We start from the raw sequence: 18,163 nt of genomic DNA, 5'->3' as shown, positions 1-18,163 counted from the left end.
GATTCGGCCGGACTTATTCCGCGACGCTGGCCTGCAACTGCCCGAGATAATGGTTGGCGGTGCTGGCCGAAGGACTGTCCGGCCCGAATTTGACCGCCTGTTCCCAGTTGATCCGGGCGTTCTCGACATCGCCCGCCTCATAAGCGATATTGCCGGCTTCGAGCGCGATGGCCGGATCGGTGACCGCCAGCCTGGCGGCAACTGCTATGTCCGATTTGGCCAGAGCCAGATCACCCATGCGCCGCGCCAATGTCGCCGACAACAGCCAGCCGAGCGGATCCTCGGGAACGAGCTCGTGAACCAGTACGAATTGCTGCTTCGCCGCGTCATATTGATCCATCGCGACATGGATGCGCGCCATATCCAGATGCACTTCGCCCTTCAGCAAACCGTCGAGACTGTTCTGCTCCAGCGCCGAGCCGAGATATTTCAGGGCAGCCGCGTGATCGCCACCGGCAAGCGCCGCATTGCCGGCCTGCGACCAGAAAATGGCTGCGCGTTCATCGTCTGCGGCTTCCGCGCCTTCGGCCGCCAGCACGAATGCCGCAACGGCCTCTGCCCACTCTTCGCGCTCGGCATAAGCGAAGCCGAGACAATTGCGCGCCAGATATCCGCCGCCCTCGATCTGCCATTTGTTGGCGGCGAGCAATCCGTTGTCCGGATCGTCCGCAGCCTGGTCGATACATTGGTTGAAGCGGATATCGGCCGGGCTTTTCACCTTGACCGGCGGCGGACTCGCGGGGGCTTCGGACCGGGGCGCCGACGGCCGGATCAAGGGATCGATCGGCGATCCGTAAGGAGTCGCGGATTGCAGCAGCAGGGGCAGAACTAGCGAAGAAATCATGGAGACTATGCCTGTTAAATAATTGTACGGGCGTCGAATATTATCCCAGTCGCGAAACCATATCGATTAGCAGAGCAATGTCCTGATCCCGCGACAGCCGGTGATCGCCGTCCTTTACCAGATGGACCTGCACATCGTCTGAACGGATTTTCTTGGCTGTCTCGAGACTATATTCCCACGGCACATCAGCATCTTTTTGTCCGTGCAGCAGGCGCACCGCGCCATCAAAGCCGATTTCCTTGTGGAGCAGCCGATTGGTATCGCCCGACTGCCAGAAGGTGCGGGTGGTGACATAAGGCTCGTCGGAATATTCGCTGGCCTCCTCCAGCTTGCCGTCGCGCAGGATGGTCATTTTCTGTTCCTGGGTGAAGCCCCAGTCGGTGAAGTCCGGCGCGGCAGCGATGCCGACCAGATTCTTCACCCGCATCGGCCGCGACAGCGCGACCAGCAGCATCAGCCAGCCGCCCATCGACGAACCGATCAGGGTGATCGATCCCGACGTGACCTTGTCGATCAGGAACAGCACGTCCTCGCGCCAGTCTATCAGGCTCTGGTCCTCGAAATCGCCGCCGCTCGCGCCACATCCGGCATAATCAAGGCGCAGCATCGCCCTGCCCTGTTGTTTCGCCCAGGCGTCCAGCGCCAGCGCCTTGCCACCTTCCATGTCCGACATATAGCCAGGCAGGAACACCAGCGTGGTGCCCTTCACCCCCGCCTTGGGTGGCGTGTAGCAATAGGCCAGAGAAGCGCCGCCGGGACGCTGGAGATACAAGATTTCGTCTTCCATATAGTCACCCAATAAGTGCCCCCGCGAAGGCGGGGGTCCATCACCTGTCCTATAGTTCAAAAACGTTAGATGAGAAGGCACATCGACGCGCGTTCATTCGCTCAAGAGCATCTGTCTCTGGAATAGGGTTCAGGAGATGGACACCTGCCTGCGCAGGTTCACCGCATCAGCTGGCCGCGAAATAGACGATTGCCAGACAGAGAAAGGCGATGATCAGCATGCCGATATTGGAAAGCAGCGGCGGCTTGGCCCGCGGCAATATCGCGGCCAGTTCCGCCGGCACCTCGCCCTTGAAGCCGAGCTTCCATTTAGGGCGGTCCTTGATACCGTCCTCGAGACCAAAGACATGGGAGTCGCCTTCCTTGCCGCGATAGACCAGATCATCGAAAAAATAGGCGTCGCTGCGCCATTGCTGCTCGTAAAGCGCGAAGCTCTTGCCAATCACCTCGATCCGCACCCGCCGCTTGAGCGCGCTGTCGCCATCGACCAGCCAGACATGTTGAGCAGCAGCCATGGACGGAGCTTAAGACAACTCGCGGCCCGGCGCATCACAATTTTTCGTTCTCTCAATCCCGCAGGAAAATCTCCTCGATCGGCATGGCGAACAGATCGGCGATCCGGAAGGCCAGCGGCAGGGACGGATCATATTTGCCGGTTTCGATCGCGTTGACCGATTGCCGCGAAACCTTGAGCCGGTCAGCCAGATCCGCCTGCGACCAGTCGCGCTCGGCGCGGAGAATCTTGAGCCGGTTCTTCATGCGTTGAGTCCGCGCATACGATAGAAAAAATAACCCAGGCCCCAGGACGATATCAATATTGCCACGAGATTGTCCGCGCTCATCGTGCCGAGCTGCTTTTCGAAAACAAGCCAGACCATATTGGCAAAAATGGCGGTGATGATCGCGACAATGGCGCCATTGGCCATCATCTGGAAAAAATAATCCTCCAGCTTGCGGCGGTCCAATGCGGCTGCATAGGTCGCAATATAGGATATCAGCAGAACCAGCAGCGATGCGCCGATAATCTTGACGGCCGGCGTGACATTGGCCGGGCGCACCTCGTTCGGGTCGAATATCGAAACCGCGAGCAGGCCCATGCCGACCAGCAGGATGAAGCCGAACATCCAGTCCGGTTTCAGCAGGCGGCACAATCGCTGCCAGACGCCGGGAGAAGCTTTGCCGGTCATCCCATCGCGCCCAAAAACAGGATCACCAGCGCCGCCCACATCGCGATATTTTCGTTCGGGGTCATCGCGCGTCCTTGGCATTTTTTCATTCTCATCATCAGCCTCCATCAAGTTCCATAGACATTATGTCATGTTTCCTTGACCTAAATGACCGATTCGCTTCGATATGTCAAGTTTCCATGACATAATGTCCATGAAGATTGATATTTCGGTCGACGTTCCTGTCACCCTATTCCCGATGATTGTTGATTTTCCGGCCTGCCGGCGCTAGATCAGCGGCATGGTTCCGATAACGATCACAACCACCAACACTATCACCTCCCATTCCGGGGGACGGATGGTCGCGGCCTGATCGCATCCACCGCCACCCGGTTTCGGGTGGACGGTGTCTCTTCCTGAAATCGCGGATAAAACAACAGACACCATCTTTCGGCGCGCCGTTTTCTATGCCATGGCGCTTCACGATGAATATTGAGATATTGCGATGACCGACCAGATCAAAATCACCCTTCCCGACGGCAGTGCGCGTGAAGTGGCCAAGGGCACGACCCCCGCACAGATTGCCGCCGACATCGGGCCGGGCCTTGCCAAAGCTGCGCTCGCAGCAAAGATTGACGGCGAGCTGCGCGATATCATGCGGCCCCTCGAGGAAGATACCGAGCTTGCGCTGGTCACTTCGCGCGACGAGGAAGACGCGCTGGAACTGGCGCGGCATGACTATGCCCATGTGCTGGCAGAGGCGGTGCAGAACCTCTTCCCCGGCACGCAGATCACCTTTGGTCCGTCGACCGACGACGGCTTCTATTACGACTTCGCCCCTGCTGGTGATCCGTTCACCGACGAGGATCTGCCCAGAATCGAAGAGGAAATGAAGCGGATCATCGCCGCCGACAAACCGCTGCGCCGCGAGGTATGGGAGCGCGACGCCCTGATCGCACGCTGGCAGGAAGACGGCGAGACGTTCAAGGCCGAATGGGCCGCCGAACTGCCCGAGGGCGACGAGATCACGGTTTACTGGTCCGGAGACGACTGGATGGACATGTGCCGCGGGCCGCATCTGGCCTCGACTGGCAAGCTCGATCCGAAAGCGTTCAAATTGATGCGCGTTTCCGGTGCCTATTGGCGCGGCGACCAGCGCAATCCGCAACTGTCGCGCATCTACGGCACCGGCTGGCTCAACAAGAAGCAGCTCGCCGCGCATCTGCTGCGGCTGGAAGAAGCGGCCAAGCGCGACCACCGTAAACTCGGTCAGGAAATGGATTTGTACCATATCCAGTCCGAAGCACAGGGCAGCATCTTCTGGCACCCGAAGGGCTATGTGATCTGGCAGGCGCTTGAGCAATATATGCGCCGCCGCCAGATCGAGGCCGGCTATGAAGAGGTCAAGACGCCGCAGCTGATGGACGTGCGGCAGTGGGAACAATCCGGCCACTGGGGCAAATATAGCGAGAATATGTTCGCCGTGCCCGACGAGGTTCCCGATGCCGAGAGCGACGGCCCGGTCATCACCGGCACCGCCGACATGATGGCGATCAAGCCGATGAACTGCCCGGCCCATGTGCTGGTCTTTCGTCAGGGCATCAAGAGCTATCGTGACCTGCCGATCCGCATGGCCGAATTCGGCTGTTGCCACCGCAACGAGCCGCATGGCGCGCTGCACGGACTGATGCGGGTGCGCCAGTTCACCCAGGACGACGCGCATATCTTCTGCACCAAGGAACAGCTGATCGAGGAAGTCGGCCTGTTCTGCGACATGCTGGACCGCTGCTACCGCGATCTCGGCTTTGAAAATTACGCGATCAAGCTGGCGCTGCGGCCCGAGAAACGCATCGGCAGCGACGAAATGTGGGACTGGTCCGAACAGTCATTGCGCGACGCTGTCATCGCAACCGGTCGCAATAGCGAGGAATATGGCTGGGAAGAATTGCCGGGCGAAGGCGCTTTCTACGCGCCCAAGCTGGAATTCCATCTGACCGACGCGATTGGCCGGACCTGGCAGGTCGGCACGATCCAGACCGACACGGTGCTGCCTGAGCGGCTCGATGCGACCTATGTCGGCGAGGATGGCGAACGGCACCAGCCAATCATGCTTCACCGCGCGATTCTCGGTTCCTTCGAACGGTTTATCGGCATATTGATCGAACATTATGCCGGCAAGCTGCCGCTGTGGCTGGCACCGACCCAGGCGGTTGTCGCGACCATCGTGACCGACGCCAATCCTTATGCCGAGCAGGTTACGGAAAAGCTGAAAGCCGCCGGCATCCGGGTCGAGGCCGATCTGCGCAACGAAAAGATCAACTATAAGGTGCGCGAGCATTCAGTCGGAAAAGTGCCCAATATTCTGGTAGTTGGCATGCGCGAAGCGGAAGAAGGCAAGGTTGCCCTGCGTCGCCTCGGCCAGAAGGAACAGGAGTTTCTGACGCTGGATGAAGTCGTCGCCATGCTCAAGGAAGAGGCGCTGCCACCGGACTTGAAATCAGCAGCGCAATAACGATATGGTCGTGGAAGCTGTTGCATCGAAACAACGGCTTTCATGGCTAATGACTCTTTCGCCATCAACAAGGCTTTATTCCGGCAAGCTTTGCGGCTAATGAGCCACGATAGACAACCACTCAGGAGTATTTAACATAGCTGCACCCCCTCGCCGCCCCACGCCGCCCGTAAAAGGCGGTCCGCGCTTCAACGATCTGATCAATTCCGACACCGTCAGGGTCATCGACGACAAGGGCGAGAACCTTGGCGTGATGAATACGCGCGAAGCGATCGAGCGAGCAGCAGATGTTGGACTCGACCTTGTAGAGGTCTCTCCCAATGCGCAGCCACCGGTTGCAAAATTTCTCGACGTCGGCAAATTCAAATATGAGGCCCAGAAAAAGGCCAATGCCGCGCGCAAGACGCAGAAGGTTCAGGACGTCAAGGAAATCAAGATGCGTCCGAATATCGACGATCATGATTATGACGTCAAAATGCGCAACGTGAACAAATTCATCGACAATGGCGACAAGGTCAAAGTGACCCTTCGCTTCCGCGGTCGCGAAATGTCGCACCAGCAGCTCGGCATGGCATTGCTCGTCCGGGTGCAGAACGACATGAAGGAAACCGCAAAGGTCGAAGCCTATCCGAAACTGGAAGGCCGGCAGATGCTGATGGTGCTCAGCCCTAAATGATTTTACAGGCCCCCGGAGACGGGGGCCTTTTTTTGACCTGCGCCGCTGGCGACGGGTCGGCCCGATCAATCGGCCTGGCTGCGCGCCATCCACAGCATGCCAATGCCTACCGCAATGGCAGCAAAGGCGAGTATTATTTCAAATTCCTGATTTACCATGCGCATCTGTCTAGCAGGTGACAGCTAACGGCTTATTAAATCCGGGAGATTTTTCTAGCTGACCGGCTTCGCGCGATATTGCGCCGGGAAATGCCGTTTCAGATTGGCCAGCTTGGGCTTGTCCCAGCGCACGATATAGGCCTGGCGCGGATTTTTCTGCATGAAGTCCTGATGATAGGCCTCGGCCGGATAAAAGGCCTTATAGGCCTCGATTTTCGTCACGATCGGCCGCTTCCAGTAGCGCCCCTTCTCCAGCTGCGCGATATAGGCGCGGGCCGCTTTCGCCTGGCCGGCGTTCACCGGCACCAGCGCGCTGCGATAATGTTTGCCGCGATCGGGGCCCTGGGCGTTGAGCATGGTCGGATCGGCGACGACCGAGAAGTATATCTGCATCAGCTTGCCATAGCTGATCTTGCTCGGATCATAGACCACCCGCACCGCTTCGGCGTGATTGCTCAGCCCTGCGCTGACCAGCTTGTAGGAGGCGCTGCGCTTGCTGCCGCCATGATAGCCGGACGAGGCGCTGATCACGCCTTTGGTATGTTCGAACACGCCCTCGACGCCCCAAAAGCAGCCGCCGGCGAAAATCGCCACGGCGCGCTTGCCGGTTTCGGCAGCGTCGACACGCGGCATCGGGATGATCGTGGCTTTCTCGGCGGCATGGGCCTCCGCAATCAGCCTGGGCGAGGAGGACTGGCCGGCTGGCAGCGCGGTCTGCACACCGGCCCACATCGCACCGAAACAGGCGATGCTGACGCCAAACATGATCGTCCGGGAAAGATAGGGGCCGACAGGCATCAGCCCAGCAGCTGGGAAGCCGCGCTGACGGTGGTCGACAGATTCTCGCCGAGGTCGGCGGGCTGCTCTGCGGGCTGCATGAAGAACAGCATCAGCGCGCCGGCGATAAAGCCGCCGCCGAGGCTGTAGGTCAAATCGGATTTGAATAATTTCATCATCGTCGGTTCCTTGGGGGTCATCCGCTGGTTCGAGTCGTCCCGCCTGTCGGTTACAGCAATTAATATAATATTCCTGTCGCCCCTGTGAACCTGATCACATGGTCATATTCAGTTTGTCCGCCAGAAGATTTTCTATCGGGATGGCGCTATTGTCGAACCTCAAACGCCGGGCGGGCGCATACGCGCCCTTGGCTTTCGCGCCAATAAGGCGCGGCGGCCGGTCGGCCTTGCCTCGCTGCGCTCGGTGAGAAACTAACCACGATTGGGAGCGCCGAACCGACGCGAAGCGGAGGCAAGCGCGACCGCGCGCCCGAGCGTATGCGAGGAAAGCCAAGGGCGCGTATGCGCCCGCCCGGCGCTTGAGGCCTAAGTTAAAGCCGCGCAGGCCCGTTGAATTCTCGTGCAGGCTTCGGTCAGCAGCTCTTCCGATGTCGCATAGCTGATCCGGAACGCCGGCGAGAGACCGAAGGCCGCGCCGTGCACTGCGGCAACCTGTGCCTCTTCCAGAAAATAGGCAATCAGATCCTCATCCGTGTTGATCACCGCACCCTTGGGCGTCTTCTTGCCCATCAGCTCGCTGGCATCGGGATAAACGTAGAAGGCGCCTTCCGGAGTCGGGCATTGCAGGCCCGGCGTATCGTTGATCATCGACACGACCAGATCGCGACGTTTCTCGAAAGCGGCGTTGCGCTCGACCAGAAAATCCTGCGGACCGTTAAGCGCGGCCACGGCTGCGGCCTGCGAAATCGAGCAGGGATTGGAGGTCGACTGCGACTGCAGCTTGCCCATCGCCTTGATCAGCCATTCCGGACCGCCGGCATAGCCGATCCGCCAGCCGGTCATCGCATAGGCCTTGGACACACCGTTCACCGTCAGCGTCCGGTCATAAAGTTCGGGGCAGACCTGCGCGATCGTCGCGAACGGGAAATCGGCATACCAGATATGCTCGTACATATCGTCGGTCATCACCATCACATTTTCGTGCGGCATCAGGACAGCGCCCAGCGCCTTGAGTTCGTCCGCGCTATAGGCGGCACCGCTCGGGTTGGACGGCGAATTGAGGATCAACCATTTGGTCTTCGGCGTGATCGCCGCTTCCAGCTGCTCCGGGGTGATCTTGTAACCCTGGTCCGCGCCCGCCTCGATAATCACCGGACTGCCGCCGGCGAAATTGACGATATCGGGATAGCTGACCCAGTAAGGCGCGGGGATGATCACTTCATCGCCCTCGTCCAGCGTCGCGATCAGCGCGTTGAACAAAGTATGCTTGCCGCCGTTATTGGCGGTGATCTGCTTCGCCGTATAGGTCAGCCCGTTGTCGCGCTCAAACTTGGCGATAATCGCCTGTTTCAGCGCGGCGGTTCCGTCCACGGTCGTATAATTGGTTTCACCATCGCGGATCGCCTGGATCGCCGCTTCCTTGACGAAGTCCGGCGTGTCGAAATCGGGCTCGCCCGCCGACAGGCCGATCACATCAATGCCCTGCGATTTCAATTCGGTGACCTTGGCTGACATGGCCAGCGTGGCAGAAGGTTGGATACGTCCGAGAGCTTTGGAGATTATGGTCATGGGAGGTCCTGTCGCAAGGAATTAGCGTGACTGCCTAATATCATTGGTGCTGCACTGCAACAGGGAGAATGGGTCAGCTGCGTTTTTTCACAAATTCTGCTCGCAGGACGAGACCCTTGATGCCTTCGTGGCGGCAATCAATCTCCTGCGCGTCGCCGGTCAGGCGGATCGACTTGATCAGAGTCCCGCGTTTCAGCGTCTGTCCCGCGCCCTTGACCTTGAGATCCTTGATCAGGGTGACGGCATCGCCATCGGCCAGGACATTGCCGACTGCATCAACAACTTCCGGACCCGCTGACTTGGCCGCGGCATCTTCGGGGCTCAACCATTCGCCGGTCTCTTCGTCATAAACATAATCGCCTGCTGCATCGCTCATCAGAGCGACTCCAGCGCTTGTTGCATGTCGGCGATAATATCGTCGATATGCTCGATGCCGACGGAAATGCGCACCACGTCCGGCCCGGCGCCTGCGGCAACCAGCTCGTCTCCCGACAACTGGCTGTGGGTGGTCGAGGCGGGGTGGATGATCAGCGATCTTGTATCGCCGATATTGGCGAGATGGCTGAACAGCTTGACCGCCGACACCAGTTTCGTGCCCGCTTCATAGCCACCCTTCAGGCCAAAGGTGAACACCGCGCCGCCCTTGCCGCCGAGATATTTCTGCGCCAGCGCGTGATATTCATTGTCGGGCAGGCCAGCATAGGACACCCAGCTGACCTCGTCGCGGCTTTGCAGCCACTCGGCCATTTTCAGGGCATTTTCGCAATGCCGCTCCATGCGTAGCGCCAGCGTTTCCATGCCGGTCAATATGTAGAAAGCGTTCTGCGGGGCCAGCGCCGGCCCCAGATCGCGCAGCGACAAGGCACGCGCCGCGAGAATGAAGGCCATCGGGCCGAAGGCGTCGGTGAAGACCTTGCCGTGATAAGACGGATTGGGCTGGTTGAGGAAGGCGAATTTCTCGCTCTTGGTCCAGTCGAACTTGCCGCTGTCGATGATCAGGCCGGCGACGCTGTTGCCATGGCCGCCGAGAAATTTGGTGCCGCTTTCGACAACAATATCCGCGCCATGCTCGATCGGACGGCAGAGCATCGGTGAAGCCATCGTATTGTCGACAACCAGCGGGATGCCGGCTTCGTGGGCGATATCGGCAATCGCCTCGATATCCTGCACCACACCGCCGGGATTGGCGAGACTTTCGATAAAGACGCAGCGCGTGTCATCGGTGATAGCGCCCCTGACCTCGTCCATATTGTCGGCGTCGACGAAGGTGACGTTCCAGCCGAACTTCTTGACCGAATGGGCCAGCTGGTTGAGCGAGCCGCCGTACAGCTTCTTCGCTGCAACAATATGCGCGCCGGGGTCCATCAGCACATGGAAGACGATGATCTGCGCGGCATGGCCCGAAGCTACCGCAAGCGCGCCGATGCCGCCCTCCATCGCCGCAATCTTGCCTTCCAGCGCGCCGTTGGTCGGGTTCATGATGCGGGTATAGATATTCCCGAACGCATCGAGATTGAACAGGTCGGCGGCATGATCGACATCATCGAAAACATAGGAGGCCGTCTGGTAGATCGGCGTGATCCGCGCGTTGGTCGTCGGATCGGGCTCGGTGCCGGCGTGGACGGCCATGGTTTCAAGGTGCGGGGTTTCCAGATGATCGGTCATGATGCGTCCTTGTGCAAAGAAATAAGCCGCGTGCCTAATATCAATGCGCCCGCGCCGCAACCAGCCTTATGATGAGGTGACGCGGGTTGGGCCCCAGCCTGCGCTGGGGCGACAGTGTTTGCGCACGAATCCGGTACAAATCACGGGGTAGCCCGAACCGCCACACCACAATACCGCCCGAATTTTCCCGAATTTTTTGAAACTTTATCCGTCCTGCGCGTTGGTTGGATGAAACGGAATAAAGGAAACTGACCATGAGCAACAAAGATATGGACCATACTACCGACCGCGACGAGATCCGCGACGAATTCTGGGAATCGATCGCCGACAGCCCATTCGTGATGATGGCGCTCGACAATAACAGCAAGCATAGCATCCCGATGCGCGCGCAGCTCGACAAGGACGCCAACAGCGCGATCTGGTTCTACACCGCGCGCGACAACCGGCTCGCCAAGGGCGGTCCGGCGATGATGCAATTTGTCTCCAAGGGCCATGATCTTTTCGCCTGCGTCTCCGGCAATCTGACCGAAGAGACCGACGCGGCGATCATCGACAAGCACTGGAGCAAGCCGGTCGAGGCCTGGTACGAACAAGGCCGGCAGGACCCGAGCCTGCTGATGCTACGGCTTGACCTCGCCGACGCGGAAATCTGGGAAGCCGATCCCGGTGTTGTCGGCATGTTCAAGATGATGACCGGCATGACGATGGATGGCGACGAAATGGGCGACCACGCCCGGGTCCCGCTCTAGGCGCGACCACTGCCGTCTGAATGCAGTCCACAGGGGCCGCAGAAGAACGGAACAGAGCGGACGCCGGCCTTTGAGCCGGGGACATTCCCGCTTTGATCCGGCTTCGGCGGCCCCTTGTTTTTTCTCGCGGCACCCCTGCAACAAATGCCTGTCCTACGCGTTCTTTGGCCATGACGGATATATTCGCCGGACCCGATACGATTGCCTGGTCAGAAGCGCTGTGGCGGCTTGGCGCAGCCACCCTCCTCCCTTTCCTGATCGGCTTGGAGCGGTTCATCCGCCGCAAGCCGATCGACTTCCGGCCCTTCGTGATCATCTCAATCGCCGCCTGCGCATTGGCGATTGGCGCGATGGAATTGCTTGAGTCCACCCGCGATCCACAAAGCGACATCGACCCCAGCCGTGTGTTCGAGGGCGTGATCACCGGCATCGGTTTTCTCGGCGCCGGCGCGATGTTTCGCGAGGGCAGCTTCGTTCAGGGTGCCGGCTCTGCCGCATCAATATGGGCGGCGGGCGCAATCGGCCTGATCTGCGGCTTCGGCGAAATCTGGCTGGCGGCGATCATCACCGCCGTCATCCTGACGGTACTGATCACCAGCGCGCCCTTCACTTCCCACTGGGACCCGGGAGAAGAAGACGGGAAGCCGCCGTCTTGAAAGGGCCCCCACAGCATCAACCACCAGCAAGCAAAGGAGACTATCATGCCAGCCCAATCGAAAGCCCAGCAACGCGCCGCCGGAGCCGCCCTGTCCGCCAAGCGCGGCGAAACCAAGGTCGGCGACCTCAAGGGCGCGTCCAAGGACATGTATGACAGCATGACCGAAGAGGAGCTGGAAGATTATGCAGGCACCGATCACGACGGCCTGCCCGAAAAGGTCGACGGCGACGACTAGCCGCCCGCAGCACACAGGAAACAGCTCTGAAATCAGATATAAAAAGGCCGGGCAAAATCACTTTCGCCCGGCCTTTTCTGTTCGGTTAGGGACTAGCTTACCAGTAAGGCGTCACCGTCCAGTAATTATAGACGCTGGACTGATATTCGCGGTCATAGACCCGGTCCGGCTCGTTATTGCCGAAGCGCGGCGCGTCCATCAGCTGCTCTTTGGTGACATCGATGCGATAGCCGCCGAGGTCGGTGTCATAATCGAGCTTCGACCAGGGGATGCTGTGTTTCTCGTCGCCAATGCCGAGGAAGCCGCCAGCGGAAATCACCACATCGGTGACATTGCCGCCGCGCTTGTCGATCAGCAGCTTGTCGACCGATCCGATCTTGCCCTTGTCCGGGCCGTAGACGGCGGTGCCATCAACGCGGTCGCTGCCAATCACTGTGCTGTTTTTCTCATCCTGTAACATCATCATTTCTCTCCTCTAGGTTTCAGGGCCCTTTGTCAGGGATAGCCGCATGGCGGGCCGAAGAAAGGGGGAAGGCCGCTGCCATGTGGCTACAGGAAATCTACGGACGCGCGCGCAGATCGTTCCGGATATTTCCGGAATTTTTTGAAGGCGGGAAAAGGCCCCACGCGGCGCAGCCGAGCGGTGACCGATCCCCCTCCCCGCCTGCAGGAAATCCGGCCGGATCCGTCCCGAAACAATTGAACGGTTGCGCCGGGCGCCCGCGGATGCAATCCTCCGAAACAGGCATGATCGGGGAGCAAGCATGATGATTTTCAGGATAACAGGCGCAGCCCTGACGGCGGCTATGTTGTTGATGACGAGCGGCCCGGCAACCGCGGCAGCAGTTGCAACGGCCAGCACCGCCGCGATTGCAGAGCCGGATGCCGAAGCTCCCCCCGCCTTCATACCGGCGGATTTCGATGCTCCGACGCTGGTGGAAACCGAAAATTTCAAGCTTGTCCCGCTCGGCCCCGAGCTCGTCGATATCGATTTCGCGGCCTATATGTCCTCGATTGAACATTTGCAGCAGACCTTCACCCGCAGCACCGGCTGGCCGCACAAGGATATTTCCGCTGCCGATGCCATGCTGGATATGGAAACCGAACAGGCCCGCTTCGCAAAACGCGAGTCCTTTGCCTATGCCGTGCTGACGCCGGACGGCAGCCGCGAGCGGGGCTCGCTCTATGTCCGCCCGAGCAGCGTCGACGGCCATGACGCCGAGGTCCGCCTGTGGGTGACCAAGGCCGAATTTGACGCGGGCTTCGACGCCGAACTTTATGCCTGGGCAAGCCGCTGGATCGAAAGCGACTGGCCGTTCGAGAAGGTCGCCTATCCGGGCCGCGCGATCGACTGGGATAGCTGGGACGCCCTCGTGGCGGCATCAAAGGCCGGCGAGGCTGACCAGTGATCATGACAAGCGGCCCGATGCGGACAGGAACAAGGGGGTGACCCGATGCCGGACACGCCACTGATCGAGACCGACCAATATCGGCTTCGCAAGCTGGAGCCCGGGGACAGCGCGGCCCTGTTCGAGACATTTGCGAGCGAGGAGGCCTGCCGCTTTCTCGCGCGCCCGCGTTTCGAGAGCGAAGCCGAACTATGCGCCTGGCTCACCGATCCGGAATGGAATGGCCGCAGCTGGGTCGCAATCGACAAATCCGACGGTGCCCTTGTGGGCCGCTTTGTCGCGGTCCCGGCCGGAGACGATCAGGTGAGCGAGCTGGGATATGTCACGGTCGCCAACCGGCAGGGCCGGGGCGTCGCCCGCGCCTGCACCGCCGCGCTGATCACCCATTTGTTCGAACGGGAAGACCATCGCCGGGTGTTTGCGGAAATCGACAGCCGGAACCTGGCCTCGGTCGCGCTGGCCGAGCGTCTGGGCTTCACCCGCGAAGCCTGCCTGCGCGAACATGAGCGCACGCATGCAGGCCTGTGCGACATGCTGGTCTACGGCCTGCTGCGGCGCGAATGGACCATGGGTTGCACATTGTTGTGAGCGGCGGGGATATTGCGGTCGGGGATTAGATGCCCCCCGCGGCATCCTTGCCCGCAAGACAATGTCATCCCGGCGAAGGCCGGGATCCAAACCAATTGGCGGTGTGCGAAAGCAGGCTCGGGTTGGGTCCCAGCCTACGCTGGGACGACCATCTTGAAGCCGGCAGAGAAGCCCTCAACGCCCTCCGCCAATCAACCCGACAAAGCGGTTCTCGCCCACCCGCAGGCCCGCGATATCCGCGCCAAGCCCCTCGATCAGCGCCGCCCGTTCCTCCGCGTCCATCTCGACCAGATCGAACACCGCCGGATGGACATAGCTCTTTCGGCAAATCGCCGGCGTGTTGCGCAGGGTCGCAGCGGCGGCTTCGCAGGCCTGTTTGTTCGTCGGGTTCTCAAGGGAAGCAATCGCGTCCAGCGCGGCGACGCTGCCGTGCCAGGTGCGGAACATTTTGGCGCTCAGGCTGTCCATGCCCGACGCCTCTTTCAGCCAGTCGTTGACGTCGCCGCTGTCGAGCGGATGGACCGCGCCGTCGCTGCCGACATATTGGAACAGGCGCTTGCCGGGCAGATCGTCAATCTGCTCCAATATCCTCTGCAGCCGCGTGTCGCGCAGACTGCAACTCACCTTCTTCCCGCCCTTGGCGCGATAGCGCAGGCGCAGCCTGTCCTCGTCATAGCGGATATTACCGATATCCAGCGTAGTCGCCCCCTTGCTCATCCGCGAGCTGCCGCCAACCCGGATGGCGGTCCGGTCGATCAGCCGCACCAGCGCGGCAATCGCCACCTCCTTGCTTTGCACATCGGCCGCGCCGTCGGGCCGCAGCAAAGCGTTCACCTTGCGCCGGATCCGCGGCAACCGCGTGGCAAATTCCGCCAGCTGGTCGAATTTCTGCCGGTCGCGATAGAGCCGCCAGTCGTCATGATAGCGATATTGCTTGCGCGCCGCGGCATCGAAACCGGTCGCCTGAATATGGCCATTGGCCTTGGGGCAGATCCACACGTCGCTATAGGCCGGCGGAATGCCCAGCTTCCTGATCCGCGCCAGTTCCACCCGGCATTTCAGATGGCTCTTGTCGGGCAATAGATATTGAAACCCCCGCCCCCGCCGCACCCGCGATATGCCCGGCTCCTCGTCGCTGCTGTAGACCAGGCTGGGGATGCCGAGAGAGGAATCGTGGATCATGAGCGAAAAACGCCGACCGCGATATTCGGTTCCCGAGACGATCTCAGATTGATGGATCATCCAGAATATCGCGCGGGAAGCCTGCCGCGAGATGGTCGATCAGGGCGCGGACAGCCGGCGGCAGGCCGCGCCGCGTCGTGAAGACAAGGTGAACCAGACCCTTTTGCCCGCGCCAGTCGGGCAGCGCCCGGACGAGCCGTCTGTCGCTGAGCGCCTGTAGGCAGACATGGTAAGGCAGCAAAGCGACGCCCAGACCGGCGATCGCCGCTTCCCGCACCGCGGCCATATCGCTGCAACCGAGCCGCGGTTCGTGACGGCATGTCTCGGTGCGGCCATCTTCGGCCTCCAGATGCCACTCCGTTTCGCCATCCGTATCGTTGGTCGCGAGGATAGGGAGCCGCGCCAGTTGCGCGCAATCGTTCAGCCCCGCAGCCATCGCCGGATGTGCGACGAGAATACGGGTGGAACTTCCGAGCGAGCGCATGGTGAGTTCAGCATCGCTCGTCAGTGCGACACGGACCCGCAGGGCGAGGTCGATCCGCTCGCCGATCAGGTCCACCGCCCGGTCGGTCGCAACCAACTGCAGACGCATTCGGGGGTAGCGCTTCAGAAAACTCCCGACCAGGTCCGATACAAGCTCGATCATCCCGGTTGGGCAGCTGAAACGGACCAGCCCGTTTGGTTCGGATTGCGCCTGCATCACCAGCGCCTCGGCTTGCTCGGCTTCCAGCTGGATTGTCCGGCACCGCTCGTAAAAGGCCTGCCCCACATCGGTCACGCGAAACCTGCGGCTGGTCCGTTCGATCAGGCGCAGCCCGAGACGCTCCTCGAGCCGGGCGATGCGCCGACTGAGCTTGGACTTGGGCTCGTGCAACACCCGCGCCGCCGCCGCAAAGCCGCCATGGGTCACGACCTCGGCGAAATAGGCAAAATCATTCAGATCAGTCTTCATCGTCGTTCCATTAACAGAACGATAGGTGTCAATTTTGCCCACTACAAGCCTTATCGTTTCAGGTTCATCTCCCTTGAACGCGGCAAGACGGTCTTGTCCGCAGGACAGAGGAGACAGACAATGGACAAGTTTGAAAACAAGGTTGTGGTGATAACGGGCGGCACGAGCGGCATTGGCCTCGCGACCGCAAAGGCATTTGCCGCACAGGGAGCCGCCGTATTTATCACCGGGCGGCGTCAGGATTCGCTCGACGCCGCCGTGAAGCTGATCGGCGGGAACGTCACCGGCGTGCGCGGCGACACGGCCAAGCTCGCCGATATCGACCGGCTTTATGATGCGGTCCAGCAGCAGCATGCGCAGATTGACGTGCTGTTTGCCAATGCCGGTGGCGGCGAGCTCCTACCGCTCGGCGCGATCACCGAGGACCATTATCAGCGCACTTTCGATACCAACGTGAAGGGCGTCCTCTTCACGGTGCAAAAGGCGCTGCCGATGCTCCGCGACGGCGCTTCGATCATTCTGACCGCATCCACAACCGCCAGCACGGGTACCGAGAATTTCAGCGTCTATTCCGCGACCAAGGCGGCGGTCCGCAATTTTGCCCGCAACTGGATTCTCGATCTCAAGGATCGTCATATCCGCGTCAATGCCGTCAGCCCCGGTCTGACCGAGACCGCCGGTCTCGACCATCTGTTTGGCGGCGGCGCGGACGCCGAAGCCGTCAAGGAACAGCTTGCCGGCACGATCCCTGCCGGCCGGATTGGCCAGCCCGAAGAGATCGCCCGCGCGGTCCTCTTTCTCGCGTCCGACGAGGCCAGCTTCATCAACGGCATCGAGCTTTTCGTCGACGGCGGTCAGGCCCAAATCTGACCCGGATAGCGGCAGGCTGGAGAAAGGGCTGATAACCGGCTGCCCTCTCCGACCTGCCCGATCTTCGGCAGCAATCCGGAGCGGGCGATCGCCGTCCCGCTCAAAAAACCCAGTTCAGCACGATCAGATAGACTGCCGACAACACAATCCACGTCCCGTCCAGCGTCTTCAGCCTTTTCGCGCCCAGCCACAGGGCGATCGGGCGGGCGAGAAAGGCGCCGAGTACCGCGCCCGGTCCGGCCAGCAGCACGATCTCCCACGCCACCGTGTCCATCTCGATATGCCAGACGATGCCGGCCAGCACGCTGATCGAGGAAATGACGCAGGCGGTGCCGGTGCACAGCAGCACCGGATAGTGGCGGATGAACAGATAGAGCGCGACCAGCTCCCCCACGCCGACCGAGAAGAGCGCGGTGAGCGCACCGCCGGGGATCGCGATCAGCATCAGGATCAGCAGGTCGACCTTCTCCAGCCGCGCCCGCTCCGCCCTTTTGTGGTTGATCGTCCAGGTGGTGATGATCAGCGCGAGCCCGAGAAAGATCGAGAAAATCTTGTAGCCGAGCAGGATCATCTGCCCGTCGACCATGGCCAACCGCTGCATCGCCAGCAGCGCCGGCAGCGCAAAGGCGAGCACCGCCCCGATCACCAGGGCAAAATCGCGCGGCCGGACCCGGACATAGCCCGCGCCAGCCACGCCAGCCGCGCCCGCATCCGGCTGGTGCAGCAGACGGTCGGTCCAGCGCAGCCCGCCGATGGTCATGCCGAAGCATTGGATCGCCATCGACGCGGCGGTGACCCGCAGCGGATCTAGCGCCATGACCCCGTGCTCGCGCAGCCCGTTGAACACCGGCACAAACACCACCCCGCCCCCGGTCCCCGACGTATTGGCAATCACCGCCGCCAGCGCCCCGATGCCGGGCAGAAACCAGAGCTGCCCCAGCAGAGCGGGATCATAAGAGGCAAACAGCAAGATGCCGGCATAAAGCGCGAGCAGCACGGCAGCGCCGTAGATTACGAGGCGGCCTTGCGCCGGTGCTGTGGATTTATGGTGAGGAGTGGTCATGCGGTGGCGTTGGCGAAATGCGCAGCGCGACGCAAGCGGTAATGAACCAACCGAGGTGGGGTCGGATGGTGAAAAGGGAATGGCAGTGACAGTTCGCGCGAGAAACCCGCACAGGTCCGGTCTCA

22 protein-coding genes are annotated in these 18,163 nt (G+C 60.8%); 8 read left to right on the top strand and 14 right to left on the bottom strand.

Translation table 11 applies throughout. The annotated features are described in order from the left end of the window. Positions 1–13: 13 nt before the first annotated feature. The 5 genes from CHN51_RS10465 to CHN51_RS10445 form a co-directional block, all read right to left on the bottom strand. Positions 14–844, bottom strand: coding sequence for a tetratricopeptide repeat protein (locus CHN51_RS10465; protein WP_100093964.1), 831 nt, complete (start codon positions 842–844; stop codon positions 14–16). 40 nt (positions 845–884) lie between these two features. Then, positions 885–1,643: an alpha/beta hydrolase gene (locus tag CHN51_RS10460; protein WP_240616691.1), complete on the bottom strand. Its 759-nt coding sequence runs from the start codon at positions 1,641–1,643 to the stop codon at positions 885–887. A gap of 154 nt (positions 1,644–1,797) precedes the next feature. After that, positions 1,798–2,145 carry a hypothetical protein gene (locus CHN51_RS10455; protein ID WP_100093963.1) on the bottom strand — a complete coding sequence of 116 codons (348 nt, stop codon included), beginning with the start codon at positions 2,143–2,145 and terminating at the stop codon, positions 1,798–1,800. 52 nt (positions 2,146–2,197) lie between these two features. Next, the gene (locus tag CHN51_RS10450; protein ID WP_100093962.1) at positions 2,198–2,389 is read right to left on the bottom strand and encodes a helix-turn-helix transcriptional regulator; all 192 of its coding nucleotides are present in this window, start codon (positions 2,387–2,389) and stop codon (positions 2,198–2,200) included. Then, positions 2,386–2,817, bottom strand: coding sequence for a hypothetical protein (locus tag CHN51_RS10445; RefSeq protein WP_123906300.1), 432 nt, complete (start codon positions 2,815–2,817; stop codon positions 2,386–2,388). The genes CHN51_RS10450 and CHN51_RS10445 overlap by 4 nt, the downstream gene beginning before the upstream one ends. A gap of 484 nt (positions 2,818–3,301) precedes the next feature. Here CHN51_RS10445 and thrS point away from each other — a divergent pair, with 484 nt between their 5' ends. Then, positions 3,302–5,308 (top strand): threonine--tRNA ligase, encoded by a 2,007-nt coding sequence (thrS, locus tag CHN51_RS10440; protein WP_100093960.1) that lies wholly within the window; start codon positions 3,302–3,304, stop codon positions 5,306–5,308. 136 nt (positions 5,309–5,444) lie between these two features. Next, positions 5,445–5,984: a translation initiation factor IF-3 gene (infC, locus tag CHN51_RS10435; protein ID WP_100093959.1), complete on the top strand. Its 540-nt coding sequence runs from the start codon at positions 5,445–5,447 to the stop codon at positions 5,982–5,984. Between the two features lie 212 nt (positions 5,985–6,196). Here the strand turns inward: infC and msrA are convergent, their stop codons facing one another. From msrA to CHN51_RS10405, 5 genes are all read right to left on the bottom strand, one after another. Further along, on the bottom strand, positions 6,197–6,940 hold the full coding sequence (gene msrA / locus CHN51_RS10425) for a peptide-methionine (S)-S-oxide reductase MsrA (RefSeq protein ID WP_240616690.1): 744 nt from the start codon (positions 6,938–6,940) through the stop codon (positions 6,197–6,199). Then, positions 6,940–7,098: a hypothetical protein gene (locus CHN51_RS19765; protein WP_164089120.1), complete on the bottom strand. Its 159-nt coding sequence runs from the start codon at positions 7,096–7,098 to the stop codon at positions 6,940–6,942. Before CHN51_RS19765 ends, msrA begins: the two co-directional genes overlap by 1 nt. Positions 7,099–7,464: 366 nt before the next feature. After that, on the bottom strand, positions 7,465–8,667 hold the full coding sequence (locus CHN51_RS10415; RefSeq protein WP_100093956.1) for a pyridoxal phosphate-dependent aminotransferase: 1,203 nt from the start codon (positions 8,665–8,667) through the stop codon (positions 7,465–7,467). A gap of 73 nt (positions 8,668–8,740) precedes the next feature. Next, a complete protein-coding gene (locus CHN51_RS10410) occupies positions 8,741–9,043 on the bottom strand; it encodes an alkylphosphonate utilization protein (RefSeq protein ID WP_100093955.1) in 303 nt (100 codons plus the stop codon). Then, positions 9,043–10,332 (bottom strand): O-acetylhomoserine aminocarboxypropyltransferase, encoded by a 1,290-nt coding sequence (locus CHN51_RS10405; protein WP_100093954.1) that lies wholly within the window; start codon positions 10,330–10,332, stop codon positions 9,043–9,045. The genes CHN51_RS10410 and CHN51_RS10405 overlap by 1 nt, the downstream gene beginning before the upstream one ends. A gap of 254 nt (positions 10,333–10,586) precedes the next feature. Here CHN51_RS10405 and CHN51_RS10400 point away from each other — a divergent pair, with 254 nt between their 5' ends. The 3 genes from CHN51_RS10400 to CHN51_RS10390 all read left to right on the top strand — a co-directional run bounded on the left by CHN51_RS10400 (position 10,587) and on the right by CHN51_RS10390 (position 11,974). Further along, positions 10,587–11,081, top strand: coding sequence for a pyridoxamine 5'-phosphate oxidase family protein (locus CHN51_RS10400; protein WP_240616689.1), 495 nt, complete (start codon positions 10,587–10,589; stop codon positions 11,079–11,081). Between the two features lie 170 nt (positions 11,082–11,251). After that, complete coding sequence (locus CHN51_RS10395; RefSeq protein ID WP_100093953.1) at positions 11,252–11,737, top strand: MgtC/SapB family protein; 486 nt, start codon at positions 11,252–11,254, stop codon at positions 11,735–11,737. Positions 11,738–11,782: 45 nt separating this feature from the next. Continuing rightward, the gene (locus CHN51_RS10390; protein ID WP_100093952.1) at positions 11,783–11,974 is read left to right on the top strand and encodes a DUF3008 family protein; all 192 of its coding nucleotides are present in this window, start codon (positions 11,783–11,785) and stop codon (positions 11,972–11,974) included. 97 nt (positions 11,975–12,071) lie between these two features. Here CHN51_RS10390 and CHN51_RS10385 read toward each other — a convergent pair whose 3' ends face one another. Next, entirely contained in the window at positions 12,072–12,440 is a 369-nt protein-coding gene (locus CHN51_RS10385) for a PRC-barrel domain-containing protein (RefSeq protein WP_240616688.1), read from the bottom strand. 301 nt (positions 12,441–12,741) lie between these two features. Between CHN51_RS10385 and CHN51_RS10380 the strand changes: the two genes are divergently transcribed. Together CHN51_RS10380 and CHN51_RS10375 are read left to right on the top strand one after the other, a co-directional pair. Next, entirely contained in the window at positions 12,742–13,383 is a 642-nt protein-coding gene (locus tag CHN51_RS10380) for a twin-arginine translocation pathway signal protein (RefSeq protein WP_164089283.1), read from the top strand. Between the two features lie 45 nt (positions 13,384–13,428). Further along, complete coding sequence (locus CHN51_RS10375; protein WP_100093951.1) at positions 13,429–13,971, top strand: GNAT family protein; 543 nt, start codon at positions 13,429–13,431, stop codon at positions 13,969–13,971. A gap of 174 nt (positions 13,972–14,145) precedes the next feature. Here the strand turns inward: CHN51_RS10375 and CHN51_RS10370 are convergent, their stop codons facing one another. Both CHN51_RS10370 and CHN51_RS10365 read right to left on the bottom strand, forming a co-directional pair. Continuing rightward, a complete protein-coding gene (locus CHN51_RS10370) occupies positions 14,146–15,213 on the bottom strand; it encodes a DNA topoisomerase IB (protein WP_206169887.1) in 1,068 nt (355 codons plus the stop codon). Beyond that, a complete protein-coding gene (locus CHN51_RS10365; protein ID WP_100093950.1) occupies positions 15,197–16,105 on the bottom strand; it encodes a LysR family transcriptional regulator in 909 nt (302 codons plus the stop codon). Before CHN51_RS10365 ends, CHN51_RS10370 begins: the two co-directional genes overlap by 17 nt. 120 nt (positions 16,106–16,225) lie before the next feature. Between CHN51_RS10365 and CHN51_RS10360 the strand changes: the two genes are divergently transcribed. Further along, a complete protein-coding gene (locus CHN51_RS10360; protein ID WP_100093949.1) occupies positions 16,226–16,975 on the top strand; it encodes a glucose 1-dehydrogenase in 750 nt (249 codons plus the stop codon). Between the two features lie 100 nt (positions 16,976–17,075). Here the strand turns inward: CHN51_RS10360 and CHN51_RS10355 are convergent, their stop codons facing one another. Beyond that, on the bottom strand, positions 17,076–18,038 hold the full coding sequence (locus CHN51_RS10355; protein WP_100093948.1) for a sulfite exporter TauE/SafE family protein: 963 nt from the start codon (positions 18,036–18,038) through the stop codon (positions 17,076–17,078). Positions 18,039–18,163 lie beyond the last annotated feature (125 nt).

The sequence above is a fragment of the Sphingorhabdus sp. YGSMI21 genome (assembly GCF_002776575.1).
In the GTDB taxonomy this organism is placed as follows: Bacteria; Pseudomonadota; Alphaproteobacteria; order Sphingomonadales; family Sphingomonadaceae; genus Parasphingorhabdus.
This window is presented reverse-complemented; position numbering and strand designations above follow the sequence as displayed.

Excerpts from the sequence above, each read along its gene's own strand:
- CHN51_RS10450 (WP_100093962.1), bottom strand. The coding sequence starts at position 2,389 with ATGAAGAACCGGCTCAAGATTCTCCGCGCCGAGCGCGACTGGTCGCAG.
- CHN51_RS10400 (WP_240616689.1), top strand. The coding sequence starts at position 10,587 with ATGAGCAACAAAGATATGGACCATACTACCGACCGCGACGAGATCCGC.
- msrA (WP_240616690.1), bottom strand. The coding sequence starts at position 6,940 with ATGCCTGTCGGCCCCTATCTTTCCCGGACGATCATGTTTGGCGTCAGC.
- CHN51_RS10360 (WP_100093949.1), top strand. The coding sequence starts at position 16,226 with ATGGACAAGTTTGAAAACAAGGTTGTGGTGATAACGGGCGGCACGAGC.
- CHN51_RS10380 (WP_164089283.1), top strand. The coding sequence starts at position 12,742 with ATGATTTTCAGGATAACAGGCGCAGCCCTGACGGCGGCTATGTTGTTG.
- CHN51_RS10455 (WP_100093963.1), bottom strand. The coding sequence starts at position 2,145 with ATGGCTGCTGCTCAACATGTCTGGCTGGTCGATGGCGACAGCGCGCTC.
- thrS (WP_100093960.1), top strand. The coding sequence starts at position 3,302 with ATGACCGACCAGATCAAAATCACCCTTCCCGACGGCAGTGCGCGTGAA.
- CHN51_RS10405 (WP_100093954.1), bottom strand. The coding sequence starts at position 10,332 with ATGACCGATCATCTGGAAACCCCGCACCTTGAAACCATGGCCGTCCAC.
- CHN51_RS10375 (WP_100093951.1), top strand. The coding sequence starts at position 13,429 with ATGCCGGACACGCCACTGATCGAGACCGACCAATATCGGCTTCGCAAG.
- CHN51_RS10465 (WP_100093964.1), bottom strand. The coding sequence starts at position 844 with ATGATTTCTTCGCTAGTTCTGCCCCTGCTGCTGCAATCCGCGACTCCT.
- CHN51_RS10365 (WP_100093950.1), bottom strand. The coding sequence starts at position 16,105 with ATGAAGACTGATCTGAATGATTTTGCCTATTTCGCCGAGGTCGTGACC.
- CHN51_RS10415 (WP_100093956.1), bottom strand. The coding sequence starts at position 8,667 with ATGACCATAATCTCCAAAGCTCTCGGACGTATCCAACCTTCTGCCACG.
- CHN51_RS10385 (WP_240616688.1), bottom strand. The coding sequence starts at position 12,440 with ATGATGATGTTACAGGATGAGAAAAACAGCACAGTGATTGGCAGCGAC.
- CHN51_RS10445 (WP_123906300.1), bottom strand. The coding sequence starts at position 2,817 with ATGACCGGCAAAGCTTCTCCCGGCGTCTGGCAGCGATTGTGCCGCCTG.
- CHN51_RS10395 (WP_100093953.1), top strand. The coding sequence starts at position 11,252 with ATGACGGATATATTCGCCGGACCCGATACGATTGCCTGGTCAGAAGCG.
- CHN51_RS10355 (WP_100093948.1), bottom strand. The coding sequence starts at position 18,038 with ATGACCACTCCTCACCATAAATCCACAGCACCGGCGCAAGGCCGCCTC.
- CHN51_RS10370 (WP_206169887.1), bottom strand. The coding sequence starts at position 15,213 with ATGATCCATCAATCTGAGATCGTCTCGGGAACCGAATATCGCGGTCGG.
- CHN51_RS19765 (WP_164089120.1), bottom strand. The coding sequence starts at position 7,098 with ATGATGAAATTATTCAAATCCGATTTGACCTACAGCCTCGGCGGCGGC.
- CHN51_RS10390 (WP_100093952.1), top strand. The coding sequence starts at position 11,783 with ATGCCAGCCCAATCGAAAGCCCAGCAACGCGCCGCCGGAGCCGCCCTG.
- CHN51_RS10410 (WP_100093955.1), bottom strand. The coding sequence starts at position 9,043 with ATGAGCGATGCAGCAGGCGATTATGTTTATGACGAAGAGACCGGCGAA.